This is a genomic window from Microbulbifer thermotolerans (assembly GCF_001617625.1).
GTDB classification, from domain to species: domain Bacteria; phylum Pseudomonadota; class Gammaproteobacteria; order Pseudomonadales; family Cellvibrionaceae; genus Microbulbifer; species Microbulbifer thermotolerans.
The window spans coordinates 3,759,204-3,775,496 of record NZ_CP014864.1; the positions used below are offsets into that span (position 1 = coordinate 3,759,204).

A 16,293-nucleotide genomic window follows, 5' to 3' on the forward strand; every position below is an offset into this window, starting at 1 on the left:
GTCGCTGCTTACCTTCACTCAGGACTGCTTGTCTTTTTCCTGCGGCTTTTTTTGTGCTGCTGTACTGGCTTTCTCTGCGAGGGCGGCACGGTCCGGGTGGTGGGAATTCAGTTCCGGGTCGCCGTAGTCGTGCCAGTGCTCCGGGTACTCCGGGTCCTGCAGCTCTGTGGCGCTCTCGTCCTGTTCCGACAAATAATCTTCCTTTTCCGCCTTGGAGTGCGCCGGTTCCGCATGTGGCTCGGTGGGGACGTTTTCGCGCTCCGCGTCCACGGTGTTGAAGGCCTTTTCCATTTCCCGGCGGCTCTCCTGCAGCTCGCGCATGATGCGCTCATTGTGCAGCTCGCGGCGGATATCGTCGGCGCCCACCTCTCTTTCCAGCTCCGCGCGCGCATTGTGCAACATGCGTCGGACGCCAGACCACCAGCGGGCGGTGGTGCGCACAGCGTCCGGCAACCGCTCCGGACCCACCACCAGTAGGCCCACGATTGCAACCATCAGAAGTTCAAAAAAGCCGATATCAAACACGGGCGTTTCTCACGCAGGGCTTTAGAGTTTCACTTGTCCTGGGACTGTTTGTCCCGCTCCCGCGCGTCATCCTTGTGCTGCGGTTTTTCCGGTTCATCGTGTTCGAGCTTCTCCGGTTCCTTTTTTTCCTCGTCATCCTTCATGGCTTTTTTAAAGCCCTTGAGCGCACCGCCCAGGTCGCTGCCCAGGTTGCGCAGTCGCTTGGTGCCAAACAGCAGCAGTACGATGACCAGAATAATCAGCAACTGCCAAATATTAATTCCGCCAAATCCCATGCTCTTCTCCAGGTTTTACTCAGCCTTTTCGCTGACTTTTCCAGTTAATCTTTACTGCGCGCGGCCTTCTCTTCCAGGCCGGAGAGGCCGAAGCGGCGCGCGAGCTCATTGAGTACGTCTTGTGAATCCGCCCCCAGGTGCGAGAGCATCACCAGGGAGTGAAACCAGAGGTCGGCAGTCTCGCAGATCATCGCCTGCCTGTCGCCGCCACACTCCACATCCTTGGCGGCGAGTATTACCTCGGTGGCCTCTTCGCCAACTTTTTCCAGAATCTTGTTCAGGCCTTTTTTGTGCAGGCTCGCCACATAAGAGCTGTCGGCATCGCCCTGGCGCTTGCGGCTTTCCAGTACCGCGTCTAATTGCTGCAACAGGTCGCTCATGCCTTGCCCTCATAGATGCTTTCCGGGTCCCGGAGCACCGGCTGATTCTCTTTCCACTCCCCGTCCTGCAACAGGTTGTAAAAGCAGCTGGCGCGCCCGGTATGACAGGCAATACCGCCTTGCTGTTCCACCAGCAGTAGTACGGTATCGCCGTCGCAGTCGAGGCGTATTTCGCGCACCTGCTGCAGGTGTCCGGAAGACTCGCCCTTGCGCCAGAGTTTATTGCGTGAACGGGACCAGTAGACCGCATAACCCTCACTGGCGGTGAGAGCCAGCGATTCGCGATTCATCCACGCCATCATCAGCACGCGCCCGGTCTCGAAGTCCTGCGCTATGGCGGGTACCAAGCCGTCACTGTTCCAGCTGACCTGGTCGATAAAGCTGGTGCTCGTATCTGCGTTGGTCAATGTCTCTTCCTTCAGACTTCCTATTGTAGGTTGGCGCGGGTCTGAGACCCGCAGTGTGAAGCCGGGCCTTTAGCACGATACCGGCACACACAGGCGATTGCGGATTCTAAGGCCACAGTAACAGTACCAAAGCCGCGGCACCCATCACCCAGGTGCCTGTGGATAAGTGCGCTGCCCACTGGGGGGAGGCCAGGGCGACAGCACCGGCGGCCAGCAACACACCGGCAACCCGGCGCAAGTACTGGCCCCGGCCGCGGTGCTGGCTCTGGGCCAGCTTGTCGCCGATGCTCTGCAGCTGCGGCGCCAGATCGCGGGACTGCTCCAGCGAGGAGAAGACCATCTGCGGCAGCTGCGGAAACTTCTCCAGCCACTCCGGGCCATAGCGCTTGATCTCCCCGATAATTGTCCTGGGGTGAATGCGCTCGCGCATCCAGCGCTCCAGGAATGGATGAGCAGTCTTCCACAGATCCAGCTGCGGATAAAGCTGCCGCCCCAGGCCCTCGATATTGAGCAGTGTTTTTTGCAACAGCACCAGCTGTGGCTGCACCGCCATATCAAAGCGCCGCGCGGTCTGGAACAGGCTGATCAACACCCGGGCGAAGGAGATCTCCCCCAGGGGCTTCTCGAAAATCGGTTCGCACACCGCGCGGATTGCCGCCTCGAAGCTGTTCACCGGTGTATCGCGCCGCACCCAGCCGCTCTGCACATGCAATTCCGCCACCATGCGGTAATCGCGCCGGAACATGGCCAACAGGTTGCGGGCCAGGTAGTACTGGTCCTCGCGGGACAGGCTGCCCACTATGGCGGTGTCGATGGCAATGTACTGCGGCCGCTGCGGATGTTTGCGCGACACGAAGATATTGCCGGGGTGCATATCGGCGTGAAAGAAGTTGTGCTCAAACACCTGCTTAAAGAAGATCTCCACGCCGCGCTCGGCGAGTAGCTTCATGTCGGTATTCTGGGCGCGCAGCTGGGCTATATCGGTAACGGGAATACCGTCGATGCGCTCCAGCACCAGGACATTTTGCCGCGTGTAGTCCCAATAGACTTCGGGGACGTAGAGCAGCGGCGAATTGGCGAAATTGCGCTTCAGCTGAGTGCCGTTGGCGGCCTCGCGCACCAGATCCAGCTCGCCCTCGATCGTGTGGCGGTAGTCCTCCACCACCTCTACCGGGCGCAGGCGGCGGCCGTCCGGCACCCAGCGCTCTATCCAGCGGGCGATGACCGCCAGCAGGCGCAAGTCCTGCTCTATGATCTTTTCGATCCCCGGGCGCAACACCTTGACCACCACCTGCTCGCCGGAAAGCAGCACGGCGCTGTGCACCTGGGCCACCGAGGCCGAGGCCAGAGGCGCGCGATCGAAATCGGCAAACAGCTCATCGACACTCGCACCCAGGGCCTGTTCTATCAGCGCCACGCATTCCTCGCTGGGGAAGGGGGGTACCTTGTCCTGCAACCGGTCCAGCTCTTCGACGATATCCGCCGGCAACAGGTCCGGGCGGGTGGACAGCAGCTGGCCAAACTTGACGAAAATCGGCCCCAGCTCTTCCAGGGCCCGGCGCAGCCGTGCTCCGCGGGAGAGCCGGGATTCCGGCATTAATTTCAGCGGGCTCAGCAGGCCGCGCAGCCACAGGGGCCGGCGCGCCGCCGGCAGCAACTGGTCGAGACGGTAGCGCAGGAAAACCCGCGCGATGGTAAAACTGCGTGCAACCGGCAAAACTATTCCGCCCCCCGCTGGGAAAACTTTTCCTTCAGCAGATTGACCCGCGCCTCCAGGCGTTCGGTGGCCAACGACAGCGCCCGCAGGTCCTCCGCAAAGGCCTCGAACTGCGCCTGCGGCGGCGTCAACCGCCACTCCTCACTGACCGCCTCCGCAGCGGCCGCCGGCGCGCGGCTGAAGCCGTCCCTCAGCCAGCTCGAAAGGGTGCGCAGCGCCTCGCCAACAGCGTGGGCCGGCACATCGCCGACCAGCTGCGCCAGCGGCGCCTCCCAGTCGATATCCAAGTCCCGCATAATGGATTGCAACTCCGCCAGCAGCGCGCTGGAGCCATTGACGCCCACACCCACCCCCGCCGGTGTCGCACTCGAATCTCTCAGCAGGCGCACCAGCGCAACGGCAGAGCCAGATAGGCGGGTGGATATCTGCCCCTCCCAGTGGCGGTACAAACACACGCGCTCGCCTTCCACGCCCAGACAGAAGGTCATTTTCGGAGAGGTCAGATCCAGCTCCAGTACCTTGCCGTCCAGTTTCTGCAGGCGCGCGCGGGTGGCCGGGTCGTATTGCAACGCAGTGTTGATCGCGGTTTCCAGGGCAGCGTCAAAGCCGGTGCGGAATGTCGGGTCGGTCATTGGCGAAGTCGATTGGAAGTTGAGGTGAAGGTTCTGCTGCCGAAGTACCCTGGCAAGTCTAGCCGCGACAACAAACGCGCTGACAATCCTGCGGCGGTAAATGCGCGGTGTCTTCCGCAAACAACGTCCGGCCGCAGGTCAGCGACACAACACATCAGGGCTTGATACCTTTGTGCAGCGCCACTATGCCGCCGGTCATATTGTGGTACTCGCAGTCCACAAAACCGGCATCCTCCATCATTTGCTTCAGGGTCTCCTGATCCGGATGCATGCGGATACTCTCCGCCAGATAGCGGTAGCTGTCGGCGTCATTGGCCACCAGCTTGCCCATCACGGGCAGTAGACGGAAGGAGTACTGATCGTAGACTTTTTCCAGCAGCTTTGACTGCGGCTTGGAAAACTCCAGCACCAGCAGGCGGCCGCCGGGCTTGAGCGTGCGCAGCATCGAACGCAGGGCCAGATCCTTGTCGGTGACATTGCGCAAACCGAAAGCGATAGTGACGCAATCGAAGGTGTCATCGGGGAAGGGCAGGTACTGGGCATCCGCCTGCACCGGGAACACATTGCCGGCGATCCCCCTGTCGAGCAGCCGGTCGCGCCCCACCTTGAGCATCGACTCGTTGATATCCGCGAGCAGCACAGTGCCCTCAGGCCCCACTATGCGCGAAAAGCGCGCCGTCAGATCGCCGGTACCACCGGCAATATCCAGAATCGTCTGACCCGGACGGGCGCCGGAAAGCTCAATAGTGAAACGCTTCCAAAGGCGGTGAATACCCCCGGACATCAGGTCGTTCATCACGTCATAGCGCGCCGCGACCGAGTGGAAAACCTCCGCCACGCGCCCCGCCTTCTCTTCCACCGGCACCTGCTGGTAGCCGAAATGGGTGGTCTTGCCTTCCTTCATGCTGTGCCTGCCGGGCCTTTACGAGCCCCTGATTAGCCAAATTTGAGGGGCAGCATTGTACAACGGGGCGAGCGCTCAGGCACCGCCACTCACTAAACTTTGCGATATTGCGACATAAGGTTGCGGGGCAAATACGATGACCTACCGGCTCAACCGCGACATTCCCCTGGCGGATGCTCTGCGCTGTACCGCGCGGGAAGAAATCACCGCATCCCTCGACGCCTTGCAGCAACGCCCCGGCGAAGAGGCGGTGCACGAAGTGCGCAAACACTGCAAGAAAATGCGCGCCCTGCTGCGCCTGGTGCGGGCACAAATCCCGGACTGCTACCGTATTGAGAACGCCCACTACCGGGCGCTGGCCAACAGCCTGTCGGGCACCCGCGACGCCGTCTCCATACGCGACGCCCTGCTGATGCTGGCGCCGCCGGAGCGATTTCCCAACACTTTTGCCTTCCTACAGCAAAACGCCAAAACACAAACCGATCCGGAAGCCCTCGCAGCAGCCGCCGAGATGCTGCGACAGGGCCTTTCCCGCATCGATAACTGGCCGCTCGCGCAACTGCACTGGCGGCACACAAAACACGGCTATCGGCAAGGCTATCGCCGCGCGCGCAAGGCCCTGTCTCGCGCGCGTGCAGAGGCTGGCCTGGAGCAGTATCACGAGTTGCGCAAAAGAGTAAAAGACCACTGGTATCACTGCCGCCTACTGCAAGACACCTGGCGCGAGGCCACACCGCGCAGCGCACCATTGAAGCAGATGGCGCAAGCGCTGGGCGACTGGCGAGACCTGAAACTGCTGTGCGCGCTGTTAAGCCGGCACAGCCAATCTTTTTCCGGCGAACTGATACCCGTGATAAACACGGCGCAGGAGCGCATCGTCAAACTGCGCGGAGAAGTGAAACAGCTCGGCCGCACACTTTTTACAGAACACACACCCCACTGCAAAAAAAACAGCCCCCGCCGCCGCGCCCGAGAAAACAAATCCTAGTAGTGCGCCCCCTTTTTGGCATAATCAGGTGGACATCAATCACAAAAAGGGGGGCGCAGCCCAAATGTTGGACTGGCTCAACGCAAATATCGCCTATTGGCACTGGCTGGTCCTCGGCCTGCTGCTAGTCACCGCGGAAATCTTCGTTTCCGGATTTATCCTCTTCTGGTTCGGCCTTGCCGCCCTGGTAATAGGGGTGCTGCTGGTTATTGTGGATATACCCATCACCCTGCAACTGCTGCTCTGGGCCGGTATCTCCTTTGCTCTACTGATCGGCTGGCTAAAGCTGATCCGTCCCAAGTGGAAAGATCGCACCACCTCCGGCATGGCCGCCGAGGCTCTGACCGGACAGATAGGGCTGGTGCTGGAATCCAATGCCGGGCGCAACCGCGGCCGACTGAAGTTTCCGGCACCGATTCTGGGAGAGGAGGAATGGCTGTTTATCTGCACTGAGGAAGTGGCTATTGGCGAGCGGGTCAAAGTGACCGATATATCCGGCAATACCCTGATCGTCACCCGTGCCTGACACAGCACTGGACAACCACTGACTGATTTACCTGAGCGCCATGCAATCAGCTTCTAAGCTCAGGCGAATTCATCATTGGCTCTTTGGAAATCGTTTTTAATTTAGGGGGAAATTATCGTGGAAGGCTTATATGTAGTTCTAGCGCTGGTAGCGCTCGTGGTTATTACCATCGCCAAAGGTGTGCGCATAGTGCCCCAGGGCTCCAAACACATAGTCCAGCGCCTGGGGAAATACCACAAAACACTGCCGCCGGGCATGAACGTGGTCATTCCCTATATCGACCAAGTCTCTTACAAGGTCACCACCAAGGATATTGTGCTCGACATTCCCTCACAGGAAGTCATCACTCAGGACAACGCCACCATCATTGCCAACGCCGTGGCCTATATCAATATCGTCTCGCCGGAAAAGGCAGTGTACGGTGTGGAAGACTACACCCTGGCCATTCAGAATCTGGTACAAACGGCTCTGCGCTCCATCGTCGGTGAAATGTCCCTCGACGCAGCGCTCTCCTCCCGGGATTTGATCAAGGCAAAACTGAAAGAGGGAATCTCCGACGATATCGCCGACTGGGGCATCAACCTCAAAACCGTTGAGATCCAGGATATCAATCCCTCTCCCACCATGCAGAAAGCTATGGAAGAACAGGCCGCCGCCGAACGCCAGCGCCGCGCCACCGTCACCCGCGCCGAGGGCGAAAAACAAGCCGCGATTCTGGAAGCCGACGGCCGCCTGGAAGCTTCCAAGCGCGACGCCAAGGCCCAGGTAGTACTGGCCGACGCCAGCCGCGAAGCCATCGAACGCGTCTCCGCCGCCATCGGCGACAAGGAAATGCCGGTAATGTACCTGCTGGGCGAACGCTATATCAGCGCGCTTTCCGAACTGTCGCAGTCGGGTAATGCCAAGAATGTAATATTGCCGGCGGACTTGCCGCAGGCGGTTAAGGGGTTGTTGAATCGATAAAAAATTCAATCAAGAATAGGATAAAAATTGGAATTATATTCCAAGTAAGGTTTCCAACATCCTCATTCCAAAGTATATCTAAACAACTAACTGTCAAAATTAATCAAAACCAGTAAGATCAAAAAAATGAAACCTAATAAGTTGAGTATAACTTGGGCAGCAATATGCCTGCCCTTGCTATCAACCTTGGCTTCTTGCGAAAAAAAATCTATGCCGGACCATATCGATCTAGACGGCAACACTGTGGAAAATCTTAAACCATACATCGCATTATCCACCACAAATTATTTATGTGGCTACTATGGAGAAAATAGTGGAAACATAAATGCACCTATTGACTATATAGGGCACTATGAGTTAGCCAGAATCATGGCAAAATCAATTTTTCTCAAAAAAAATAAAACCATGAAAATAACTGCAGAAAAATTTGAAACCGAAATACTAACAAGTATAAACGAAAAATTCTTAAAAGAAGGGCCAGACTCATTATCCAATGAAATTGCAACTGTATTATCTCAACCATCAAGGACTCATCTCCCAACTTGGATAAAGAGTTGTACTGATGTATACAATTACACCAATGCAATAATTTCCCAAGCAATAGCTAAAAAAAATAAGGCTCAGAATTAATTGATAGAAACTTCATGGAAATCCACAAATTGGCACAAACCGAAAATACAGAGAAAATTAGCCACTAATATTCCCCTAACCAGCGCGTTCCAAGCTGCTCGCACGTAGAGCACACTGAAAGAGCGATACCAGCCAAAGACTTGAAACAGTTTTCTGGGTTGCAGTTAGGGCTCACTCGTCAAACGGTACTGGAGACTTAAATCTGTCCCCTAGAAATGACCGATACAGCCATTCTCCCAACTGATTCATCCATACACTTGTATGGATGAACAGTATTTTCTATGAACCAAGAAGTGTTGCAATATGTCTGGCACAGAGTGAATTTTATTTTGTTAGTGCCCATGATTTTCTATATGAGATACTCATTTTGTATTCAATAAAAGAAATTTGTATGAGTAAAGCACTGTTTACTTCTATTTTAATATCAGTAATTGCTTTCCTATCTGCGTGTTCAGCGGTTCCTCCTTCCACGAAAGCGGTTTCAATCTCGGACGAGATAGAACTTCCCTTGCCGCTAGAAAGCAATAAATACTGGGTGGATGATGGTCCGCTGTTTGTGGTCAACAGGAACCCGCTAGTAACTTACAGAGTGATAGACCAAGAGGAGCTTGGTCTTTATGGATCTGAAAATACAGCTTACGATTTTATAACTTCCTCATTTTCAAATCCGCGTGGAGTTTTTGAGGAGTCGTTCTTTAACTCTCATAAAGAATATGATCTTTTACATAAAGAAAAAAATGGCTTGGACTTTTATATCCTTAGCAAAGAGAATGAATCCAAAGCCTATGTCGTAGCAAAGTCGATTGACAACTGCTTAGAGATCAGCGTTTTTGGCGCCAATGCTCATTCAGTGTTGTCAGATATTATTGATAAAGCAAGGCTAACAAACGGAGAGTGACGAAAAATGATAGGGAACCTCTGATTAATTCTCGTGAACACTATGGTAGATTCCGAGGCGCTCAAGTGATAGGACAGATATTTCGAAACCGTCGGATACAGTAAAGTACTCGTGCGTTCTCGAAATATCTGTCCTATTATCTGAGCTTCACATTCGTCCCCGAAGAACCTCTGCCACCGGAAAGTGAATTAATCAGAGCTTCCCTAATAGAACAAGGTGTAATACTTAAAGAAGATTACGAGGAAAACTTAAAATTTTACTTAATCGGATCATCAACTTATAACAAGGCCAGTCATTCTCGTTCTCCACGGTTGCCGGACTTCGCTTCCCTCAGAAACTATTGACAGCGTCAAATTGCTATGAATATTTCAGAAAGCACATATTATCGAAGACAACACGTAACTGGCTCTGGATGTGTTTTGGTTTCAATAAAATTTGGGAAAACTCCAGACAGCGGTGTTCTGGTGGTAAAACGCCTTGGCATAGATCAAGATGATGCTCAAATTCAATTTGACCTGGAACGCCATAAAATAGAAATATTGGAAGGTGTTCAAGAAGCCAACATTAAGTATGGTGGTGATTTACAAGTGCAAGAAATAGAGATAGTGCCAAGTGACTATCCTAAAGAGGGACAGGCAAGGTTTGCTGCATTTAAAATATCTGAGTATGTACTTGGCAAGATATCTAAATAAATGTTAACCGTCACAATGGAATTTAAGAGATCTACGAAATCAAAAAATGGCGAATTGAATTTAAAAAAGAATGCGAACCTAGTCCTTTAAGAGGTTGGGTCCATAGGCACTTGGATAGTGATAGTCATTGGCGAAGAGATATGACTCAGCCTTTCCCAAAGCTATTTCAGGAAGAGGCCGAATCGAGTGTTCAAGATACAATCTGGCCCGAGTGGTACCCGAGCTTGTAGACTTGGATAGCAATTCCACACACTTTATTGGCACTGTTGATTTTTGATGTTATTTACTATGAAATTTAGTACCTCTTCATTGTTGGCGCTACTCATAGTCTTAGCCATTACAGTCACTCCCGCGCAAGGACAAACGCCTGCTTCATCGATTACCAATGCAACCTGGAAGCAGTACCGTGATGAGTACATGCCGAGCCCTCTCTGTGCTAAAGATGAGATTGCATTATGGAGCTGTATGGAGCATCAACGTGTATTCTCACTCTGTTCGTCGCGTGTAGTTACTCGTACATCCGGCTACATGCAGTATCGGGCTTCCGACGAAGGCAAACTTACATTTATGTTCCCGAGCGTAAAGAGGCCGCCAAAAGGTGTGTTCAAGTACACCTCGTTTATGAACGGCGATGCATCTGTTGAGTTCGTGAACAATGGGTATCAATACGCTCTTTTTGATTCCTTTCGGGCTGGTTCATCCATATTCGTTACTGCTCCCGGGTCACCGCAAGCCCCCACGGAAATACAATGCGAATCCAGCCAGACCCTGCAAGTAAATTACACAATGCGGCTAATGTACGATTCCGGTGTCTGGACGCAGGATTAAGATTATCGCCTCACCAATCATTCAAGCGGACGGCTCCATCGTCCACGAGGGTGTTCAGAATTCTGTGTCATTTCTATTGGCATAAAGAGACGCCGACTCTATCAGGCGGTCCGCGCACCAAGTGCTCTTATTATCTGAAACTGCGTTATTTTCTCGCAGCTGTACTTTTCACCGGTTCAATAAATTTCTGTCTTCTTTCAAACAGCTTGTGGAAATATAAGTATTTTGCAGTTACATCACCCTTTGTATGTACCAATATCATCAATTCGCCTCAGAAATACAAAAACTGTAGAGATATCGATAAACACAAAAAACACTGTTGTTATTCCCATACCGTGCATCCCAAAACTGCCAGTTAACTCAGCGTAAACTCTATTTAGGAGGCATTGCGGGCTATGTGTCTGCCGAAATACTGCTCTTGACGGTTCAACGCCGATACGGAAAACACAGATGCGGAATCAGCGCCCCACCAAGGGCTTGACAGAAATAAAATTGTCCAAATAAATCCGTTGGCACTTCGATATCCGAGGCCCGTGTAAGCACTGTTTTAGAGTGAAACGATACCGATCAGTCACGCAAATATCCCTGGATAGCGCCAAACACCCTCTTCCCCTGCCACGTTTAAACCACTAACCTAACGGGCCAGCAGCCCATGACTCGGGGCGCCGGCGGCTGGCCAGCCCATACCGGACTGTGGATTTTCACCACGAGACCTACCACCGGTTTATCCCGGCATACTGGGCGTTCATGCTTTTGCCAAGTTGTTTTACGGAGATGTCATGACCAACGCCACCCGCATTCACTGCCCCACATTGCGCAATCGCATTATGAGTGCCAGCGAAGCTGCTGCGCTGATCCCCGCAGGGGCCAACGTCGGCATGAGCGGCTTTACCGGTGCGGGCTATCCCAAAGCTGTACCTCAGGCGCTCGCCGAGCATATCCAGGCACAGCATGCTCAAGGTGATAACTATCGCATTAACATCTGGACAGGCGCTTCCACTGCCCCGGAGCTGGATGGTGCATTGGCAGAGGCCGATGGTATTGAACTTCGCCTGCCTTACCAGAGTGACCCCACCTGTCGGCAGAAGATCAATGAGGGACAGATGGAGTACATCGATATCCACCTGTCTCACGTGGCCCAGCACGCGTGGTTTGGCTTCTTCGGCAAGCTGGATATCGCCCTGATCGAAGTAGCCGGCATTACCGAAGATGGGAAGCTGATTCCGTCATCTTCCGTGGGTAACAACAAAACCTGGATCGAGCAGGCGGACAAGGTCATTCTGGAAGTGAATTACGGCCAGAGTGCCGGCCTCGAAGGTATGCACGATGTCTATTACGGCACTGCTCTGCCACCCAACCGACGTCCGATCCAGATTTTGCAGCCGGATGACCGTATCGGTGAGAATTATCTGCGGTGCCCGCCCGAAAAAATTATTGCAGTAGTGGAGACCAATGCGCCTGACCGCAATTCCTGTTTTAGCGAGCCGGATGAGATCTCACAGCGCATCGCCCATCACTTATTGGATTTCTTTGAGCACGAAGTGAAAAAAGGGCGGCTGCCGGAAAATCTGCTGCCCCTGCAATCCGGCGTCGGCAATATCGCCAACGCGGTCCTGGCTGGCCTCGAGGAGGGGCCGTTCGAAAATCTCACTTCCTACACAGAGGTTCTGCAGGACGGCATGCTGTCCCTGTTGCGCTCAGGGAAGCTGCGTATGGCCTCGGCCACCGCTTTTTCGCTGAGTCCAGAAGCCAATCAGGAGCTAGCGGACAATATCGACTTCTACCGCAGCCGGATTATTTTGCGCCCCCAGGAAATCAGCAACCACCCTGAAGTTATCCGCCGCCTCGGTGTCATTGCCATGAACGGTATGATCGAAGCGGATATCTACGGCAATGTGAATTCCACCCATATTATGGGCACCCGCATGATGAACGGGATTGGTGGCTCCGGGGACTTCGCCCGCAACGGCTATCTGTCGGTATTTATGACTCCGTCAACGGCCAAGGGCGGTGCCATTTCCGCCATAGTGCCGATGGTTTCCCACGTCGATCATACCGAGCACGATGTGCAGGTCATCGTTACCGAACAGGGCCTCGCCGACCTCCGCGGCCTCTCACCCAAACAGCGGGCAAAAACCATTATCGAAAACTGCGCCCATCCGGATTATCGTCCGCGACTGCTCGATTATTTCGAGCGGGCCTGTGCCAGCGGTCGCGGCATGCACACGCCGCACCTGATTGGCGAAGCGCTCAGCTGGCATCAACGCTACGAGGAAACCGGGCAGATGTAATTCTCTGCACATCCGCTGTGCCATCCTTGCAGGGATTTTCGGCACAGCGGATGCAGTGAAGAGACGATCAGTAGAGGGTTTCCAGGGATTTGCGCGCGAAAGCACGCACCTCTTCGAGGCGGCCCTCTTTGACCTTGAGCAGCCATTCCGGGTCCTGCAGCAGAGCCCGACCCACCGCGATCAATTCGAACTCGCGCTTCTGCATGCGCTCTACCAGCTCGTCGATGCCCGCCTTTTCCACAGATTCCTGCTTGCTGGCAAAGGTGCCACTGATAAAGTCTTCGGTCAGGCCGACACTGCCCACGGACATGGCGGGCTTGCCGGACAGCTTCTGAGTCCAACCGGCCAGGTTCAGGCTGGAGCCTTCAAACTCGGGCTCCCAGAAGCGGCGGGTGGAGGCGTGGAAGATATCCACACCGGCTTCCACCAGCGGCTTGAGGAAGCGCTCCAGCTCCTCGGGGGTGTTGACCAACCGGGCTTCGTAGTCCTGCTGCTTCCACTGGGAAAAACGCAGCATAACCGGGAATTCAGGCCCCACACGGCGGCGCACTTCCTCGATAATTTCCACCACGAAACGCAGGCGGTTTTCCGGGCTGCCGCCGTATTCGTCGTCGCGCTGGTTGGTACCTTCCCACAGGAACTGGTCCAGCAGATAGCCGTGTGCGCCGTGAATCTCCACGCCGTCAAAACCAATCGCCTTGGCGTCTTCGGCGGCATCGCCGAAAGCCTTGATCACATCGCGGATATCTTCCTTGCTCATGGCTTTGCCACTGGGCTTGCCCGGTGCGAATAGTCCGGAGGGACTGTAGCCCGGTACTGAAGGGTCCGGTTCCGTGCCTTCTTTGCGCACTGCACCTACGTGCCACAGTTGGGGAAAAATGGCTCCGCCGGCCTCGTGCACCGCATCCACGACCTTTTTCCAGCCGGCCAAAGCCGCTTCGCCGTGAAATGCCGGTACGTTGGGATAGCCGTTGGCAGCCGGGTGATTGACGGTGGTGCCCTCGGTGATGATCAGTCCGACACCAGCTTCGGCCCTGCGCCGGTAGTAGTCCACAACATTGTCTCCGGGGATACCCTTTGGGGAAAAGTTGCGGGTCATGGGGGCCATAGCCACCCGGTTGCGAAGTTTGAGATTGCCCATCTCAAACGGTTCAAACAAAGGTCCCAGGTTCATGCTCATGGTGGGAATACAACCTCTTCAATTTGGTTTCGTAACGCAACCCTATTGAATCTGGTTTTAAAAAGCAACCGTTATCACTACAATCCACCCATGGCCAGAAAACGCTTTGATAACTCCAACTGCTCCGTCGCCCGCGCTCTCAATGAAGTCGGCGACTGGTGGTCTCTGCTGATCGTGTTACATGCCATGTATGGCACCCGCCGCTTCGTGGATTTTCAGCAACAACTGGGAATCGCAAAGAACATCCTGTGCGATCGCCTCACCCGCCTGGTGGAAAACGGTGTACTGCACAAGGTGGATGTTGGAGAACACGGTTGCCGTTATGAGTACCGGCTTACCGATAAGGGCCGGGATCTGTTCCCTGTGGTGGTGGCCCTGCGTCAGTGGGGCGATAAGTGGAACCCGGCACCGGAGCAGGGGCCGCTGGACCTGCGGGACAAGGCAACGTCCCGCCCCATCCGCAGTGTCCAGGTCCTGGACGCCGATGGCAATCCGTTGGATCTCCGGGATGTATTCGTGCCCGAGCATACCGAGGGCCACGGCTGACCGACTCTGGAAGAGCATGGGTGAGTTCAGCAGAAGTTTCTCGGGACTGTAGAGCGCTCAAAGGTTCCGCAGTTCACGGATACTTCGAAAAATTTGCTCTCTGGTGTGGGCTTCTCTCATAGCCCCGGTTGACCACTGAACGGCATACCAAAGCAGGGATAAATAGCGGTAAATTGCCCGCCAGTGCGCCAGCCTCTGCCAATCAGCCGTTTTTAATGGCCGGCTCAAATATTCCGCAATCAACAATTCTTGCTGCGCTTTATCCAGCCTGTACTCCTCTACAATCACCGCAAGTTCATAGAAGGGGTCGCCCATGGCGGCATACTCCCAGTCGATGACATACAACCTTCCGCTATCGGCAGCGATCAGGTTCGCAGACAGCAGATCGTTGTGACACAGACAAGTAGCGCTATTCGGCGTTTGTACCGCAGCTATACGTGAGTCGATGGTGTGATTTAGGTCTTGCAGTTCCGAGAAAAAATCCGCGCGCTTATCAATCGAGCACCAGTAGCGCGAAATTTTTTGCCGGATATCCAGGTAGACATTGATAGGAGGCAGAGCGTGAATGCGGTGCAGCATTTCCACCAGCCGCTTGAGGTCATCGGCACCGGTCACACGCCACGGCCTGCCTTTGATATAGCGGGTAACCAGATATTGATAGCCGGGATCACAGTAAATGATTGGCGCACACAGACCCGCCTTGTCGGCGTGACGCAGTGCCGCCGCTTCCCCGCTGCGGTTTAAATCCAGTGCATCGCTGATTGTGGAGTTCTTGCGCAGCACCCATTTTTCACCGCCTGCGGCAATCAGATAACTCTGGTTGGTCAATCCGCCCCCCAGGGGCCAGAGCACTGACGGTTCAATCGAACTCCACCGCTGCCAGTCGCGAGGAATAACTTTTGCGGAATTACCGCTCATCGTACCCCAATTAGCCCGGCTGTTTTGCCGCCGCTATCGCCGGCTGACCATTGGCGGAAATTTCTGTAGGTACATCGGCGCCCCGCGATTCACGCTTGTAAATAGCCAGCCACTGAAAGAAACCCACAATCACGATAATGACATAAAGTGCAAACAGTAACGCGGTCAGGTAAAGCCCTCGGTCGATATACAGATAGATAGAGACGCCGTCCACCACTATCCAGTAAAGCCAGTTTTCCAGCACTTTGCGCGTGACCATATAAGTGGTGATCACAGCTCCCCAGGTGGTGAAGGAGTCCAGGTAGGGCAGGGCGGCATTGGTGTTGGTGTCCAGCAGATAGCCGAAAACCAGTGTCAGCAGGCCAACACCCGCAAGCACGGCCAAATGGGTAGCGAAGGGCCAGCAGTGGATTTTCAAATTCCGTTGTTGGTCGCGGTGGTGGCGCCACTGCCACCAGCCGTAAACGGCCATCAGCAAGTAGAAAATCTGCAGGGCAGATTCCATCATTAAGCTGACGTCCCAGAAGAGAAATAGATAAATGGTGGTACTGGCAAATGCGGCATACCAGCAGCTGATCTTTTCCTTCATTGCCAGCAACAGATAGGCCAGCGCCAATATAACGGCGGCGATTTCCCAGGCGGACATGGCTTTGAGAGCGGCAGTCATGGCACTGCCGACCTCACTGGAAAAAATGCCCTCAAACATCGCGTGTATCCGGGGCTAAATCACCATCGATAAATTTACACACAAAAATAGCGCGACCGTGTTTTTCGTAGGCGCTGCGCATTTCCCGCTTCAATATATCCATCAATAGATCGTAATCGCCGAACACCTGGGTGCTCATTGTGTTGGTAATAACCCGCAGTTCCGGGTAGCTGTTCAGGCGATCGATAAAGTCCTGGATACTGGGAATATACTCGTCCTTCAGTGGATACATGCTGATTTCTACGGAGAGCTGCACGATTCTATAACCTCGACAATCAAAGGCGGCA

19 protein-coding genes are annotated in these 16,293 nt (G+C 54.4%); 8 read left to right on the forward strand and 11 right to left on the reverse strand.

From position 1 onward, the window contains the following. Positions 1-18: 18 nt before the first annotated feature. The 7 genes from tatB to ubiE all read right to left on the reverse strand — a co-directional run bounded on the left by tatB (position 19) and on the right by ubiE (position 4,840). Positions 19-525, reverse strand: a complete 507-nt coding sequence (tatB, locus tag A3224_RS15550; RefSeq protein ID WP_067156733.1) for a Sec-independent protein translocase protein TatB — start codon at positions 523-525, stop codon at positions 19-21. 29 nt (positions 526-554) lie between these two features. Next, the gene (gene tatA / locus A3224_RS15555) at positions 555-800 is read right to left on the reverse strand and encodes a Sec-independent protein translocase subunit TatA (protein ID WP_067156735.1); all 246 of its coding nucleotides are present in this window, start codon (positions 798-800) and stop codon (positions 555-557) included. Between the two features lie 44 nt (positions 801-844). Further along, positions 845-1,180, reverse strand: a complete 336-nt coding sequence (locus tag A3224_RS15560; RefSeq protein ID WP_067156739.1) for a phosphoribosyl-ATP diphosphatase — start codon at positions 1,178-1,180, stop codon at positions 845-847. Further along, entirely contained in the window at positions 1,177-1,587 is a 411-nt protein-coding gene (gene hisI, locus A3224_RS15565) for a phosphoribosyl-AMP cyclohydrolase (protein ID WP_067156741.1), read from the reverse strand. Before hisI ends, A3224_RS15560 begins: the two co-directional genes overlap by 4 nt. A 106-nt stretch (positions 1,588-1,693) precedes the next feature. Next, complete coding sequence (gene ubiB, locus A3224_RS15570) at positions 1,694-3,304, reverse strand: ubiquinone biosynthesis regulatory protein kinase UbiB (protein ID WP_067156746.1); 1,611 nt, start codon at positions 3,302-3,304, stop codon at positions 1,694-1,696. A gap of 2 nt (positions 3,305-3,306) precedes the next feature. Beyond that, a complete protein-coding gene (locus tag A3224_RS15575; protein ID WP_067156748.1) occupies positions 3,307-3,936 on the reverse strand; it encodes a ubiquinone biosynthesis accessory factor UbiJ in 630 nt (209 codons plus the stop codon). Between the two features lie 154 nt (positions 3,937-4,090). Beyond that, on the reverse strand, positions 4,091-4,840 hold the full coding sequence (gene ubiE, locus A3224_RS15580) for a bifunctional demethylmenaquinone methyltransferase/2-methoxy-6-polyprenyl-1,4-benzoquinol methylase UbiE (protein WP_067156751.1): 750 nt from the start codon (positions 4,838-4,840) through the stop codon (positions 4,091-4,093). A 136-nt stretch (positions 4,841-4,976) separates the two neighbouring features. Here ubiE and A3224_RS15585 point away from each other — a divergent pair, with 136 nt between their 5' ends. The 7 genes from A3224_RS15585 to A3224_RS15615 all read left to right on the forward strand — a co-directional run bounded on the left by A3224_RS15585 (position 4,977) and on the right by A3224_RS15615 (position 12,656). Next, positions 4,977-5,828: a CHAD domain-containing protein gene (locus tag A3224_RS15585; protein ID WP_067156754.1), complete on the forward strand. Its 852-nt coding sequence runs from the start codon at positions 4,977-4,979 to the stop codon at positions 5,826-5,828. 64 nt (positions 5,829-5,892) lie between these two features. Beyond that, positions 5,893-6,354, forward strand: coding sequence for an NfeD family protein (locus tag A3224_RS15590; RefSeq protein ID WP_067156757.1), 462 nt, complete (start codon positions 5,893-5,895; stop codon positions 6,352-6,354). Positions 6,355-6,471: 117 nt separating this feature from the next. Beyond that, a complete protein-coding gene (locus A3224_RS15595; RefSeq protein ID WP_067156759.1) occupies positions 6,472-7,317 on the forward strand; it encodes an SPFH domain-containing protein in 846 nt (281 codons plus the stop codon). A gap of 126 nt (positions 7,318-7,443) precedes the next feature. Beyond that, a complete protein-coding gene (locus A3224_RS17055; RefSeq protein ID WP_156481515.1) occupies positions 7,444-7,947 on the forward strand; it encodes a hypothetical protein in 504 nt (167 codons plus the stop codon). A 391-nt stretch (positions 7,948-8,338) separates the two neighbouring features. Next, positions 8,339-8,845 carry a hypothetical protein gene (locus A3224_RS15600; protein ID WP_067156761.1) on the forward strand — a complete coding sequence of 169 codons (507 nt, stop codon included), beginning with the start codon at positions 8,339-8,341 and terminating at the stop codon, positions 8,843-8,845. Between the two features lie 359 nt (positions 8,846-9,204). Continuing rightward, positions 9,205-9,537 carry a hypothetical protein gene (locus A3224_RS15605; RefSeq protein WP_139223159.1) on the forward strand — a complete coding sequence of 111 codons (333 nt, stop codon included), beginning with the start codon at positions 9,205-9,207 and terminating at the stop codon, positions 9,535-9,537. Between the two features lie 1,607 nt (positions 9,538-11,144). Next, positions 11,145-12,656 (forward strand): acetyl-CoA hydrolase/transferase family protein, encoded by a 1,512-nt coding sequence (locus A3224_RS15615; protein ID WP_067156773.1) that lies wholly within the window; start codon positions 11,145-11,147, stop codon positions 12,654-12,656. 67 nt (positions 12,657-12,723) lie between these two features. Here A3224_RS15615 and A3224_RS15620 read toward each other — a convergent pair whose 3' ends face one another. After that, complete coding sequence (locus tag A3224_RS15620) at positions 12,724-13,836, reverse strand: NADH:flavin oxidoreductase (protein WP_067156779.1); 1,113 nt, start codon at positions 13,834-13,836, stop codon at positions 12,724-12,726. Between the two features lie 90 nt (positions 13,837-13,926). On the opposite strand from A3224_RS15620, the gene A3224_RS15625 reads away from it, so the two are divergent. Next, positions 13,927-14,382 (forward strand): winged helix-turn-helix transcriptional regulator, encoded by a 456-nt coding sequence (locus A3224_RS15625; protein WP_067158159.1) that lies wholly within the window; start codon positions 13,927-13,929, stop codon positions 14,380-14,382. A gap of 57 nt (positions 14,383-14,439) precedes the next feature. Here the strand turns inward: A3224_RS15625 and A3224_RS15630 are convergent, their stop codons facing one another. The 3 genes from A3224_RS15630 to A3224_RS15640 all read right to left on the reverse strand — a co-directional run bounded on the left by A3224_RS15630 (position 14,440) and on the right by A3224_RS15640 (position 16,262). Continuing rightward, positions 14,440-15,210 (reverse strand): choline kinase family protein, encoded by a 771-nt coding sequence (locus A3224_RS15630; RefSeq protein ID WP_175487762.1) that lies wholly within the window; start codon positions 15,208-15,210, stop codon positions 14,440-14,442. A 100-nt stretch (positions 15,211-15,310) separates the two neighbouring features. Further along, on the reverse strand, positions 15,311-16,006 hold the full coding sequence (gene pnuC, locus A3224_RS15635) for a nicotinamide riboside transporter PnuC (protein ID WP_067156783.1): 696 nt from the start codon (positions 16,004-16,006) through the stop codon (positions 15,311-15,313). After that, positions 15,999-16,262: a hypothetical protein gene (locus tag A3224_RS15640; protein ID WP_067156786.1), complete on the reverse strand. Its 264-nt coding sequence runs from the start codon at positions 16,260-16,262 to the stop codon at positions 15,999-16,001. The genes pnuC and A3224_RS15640 overlap by 8 nt, the downstream gene beginning before the upstream one ends. Positions 16,263-16,293: the final 31 nt, after the last annotated feature.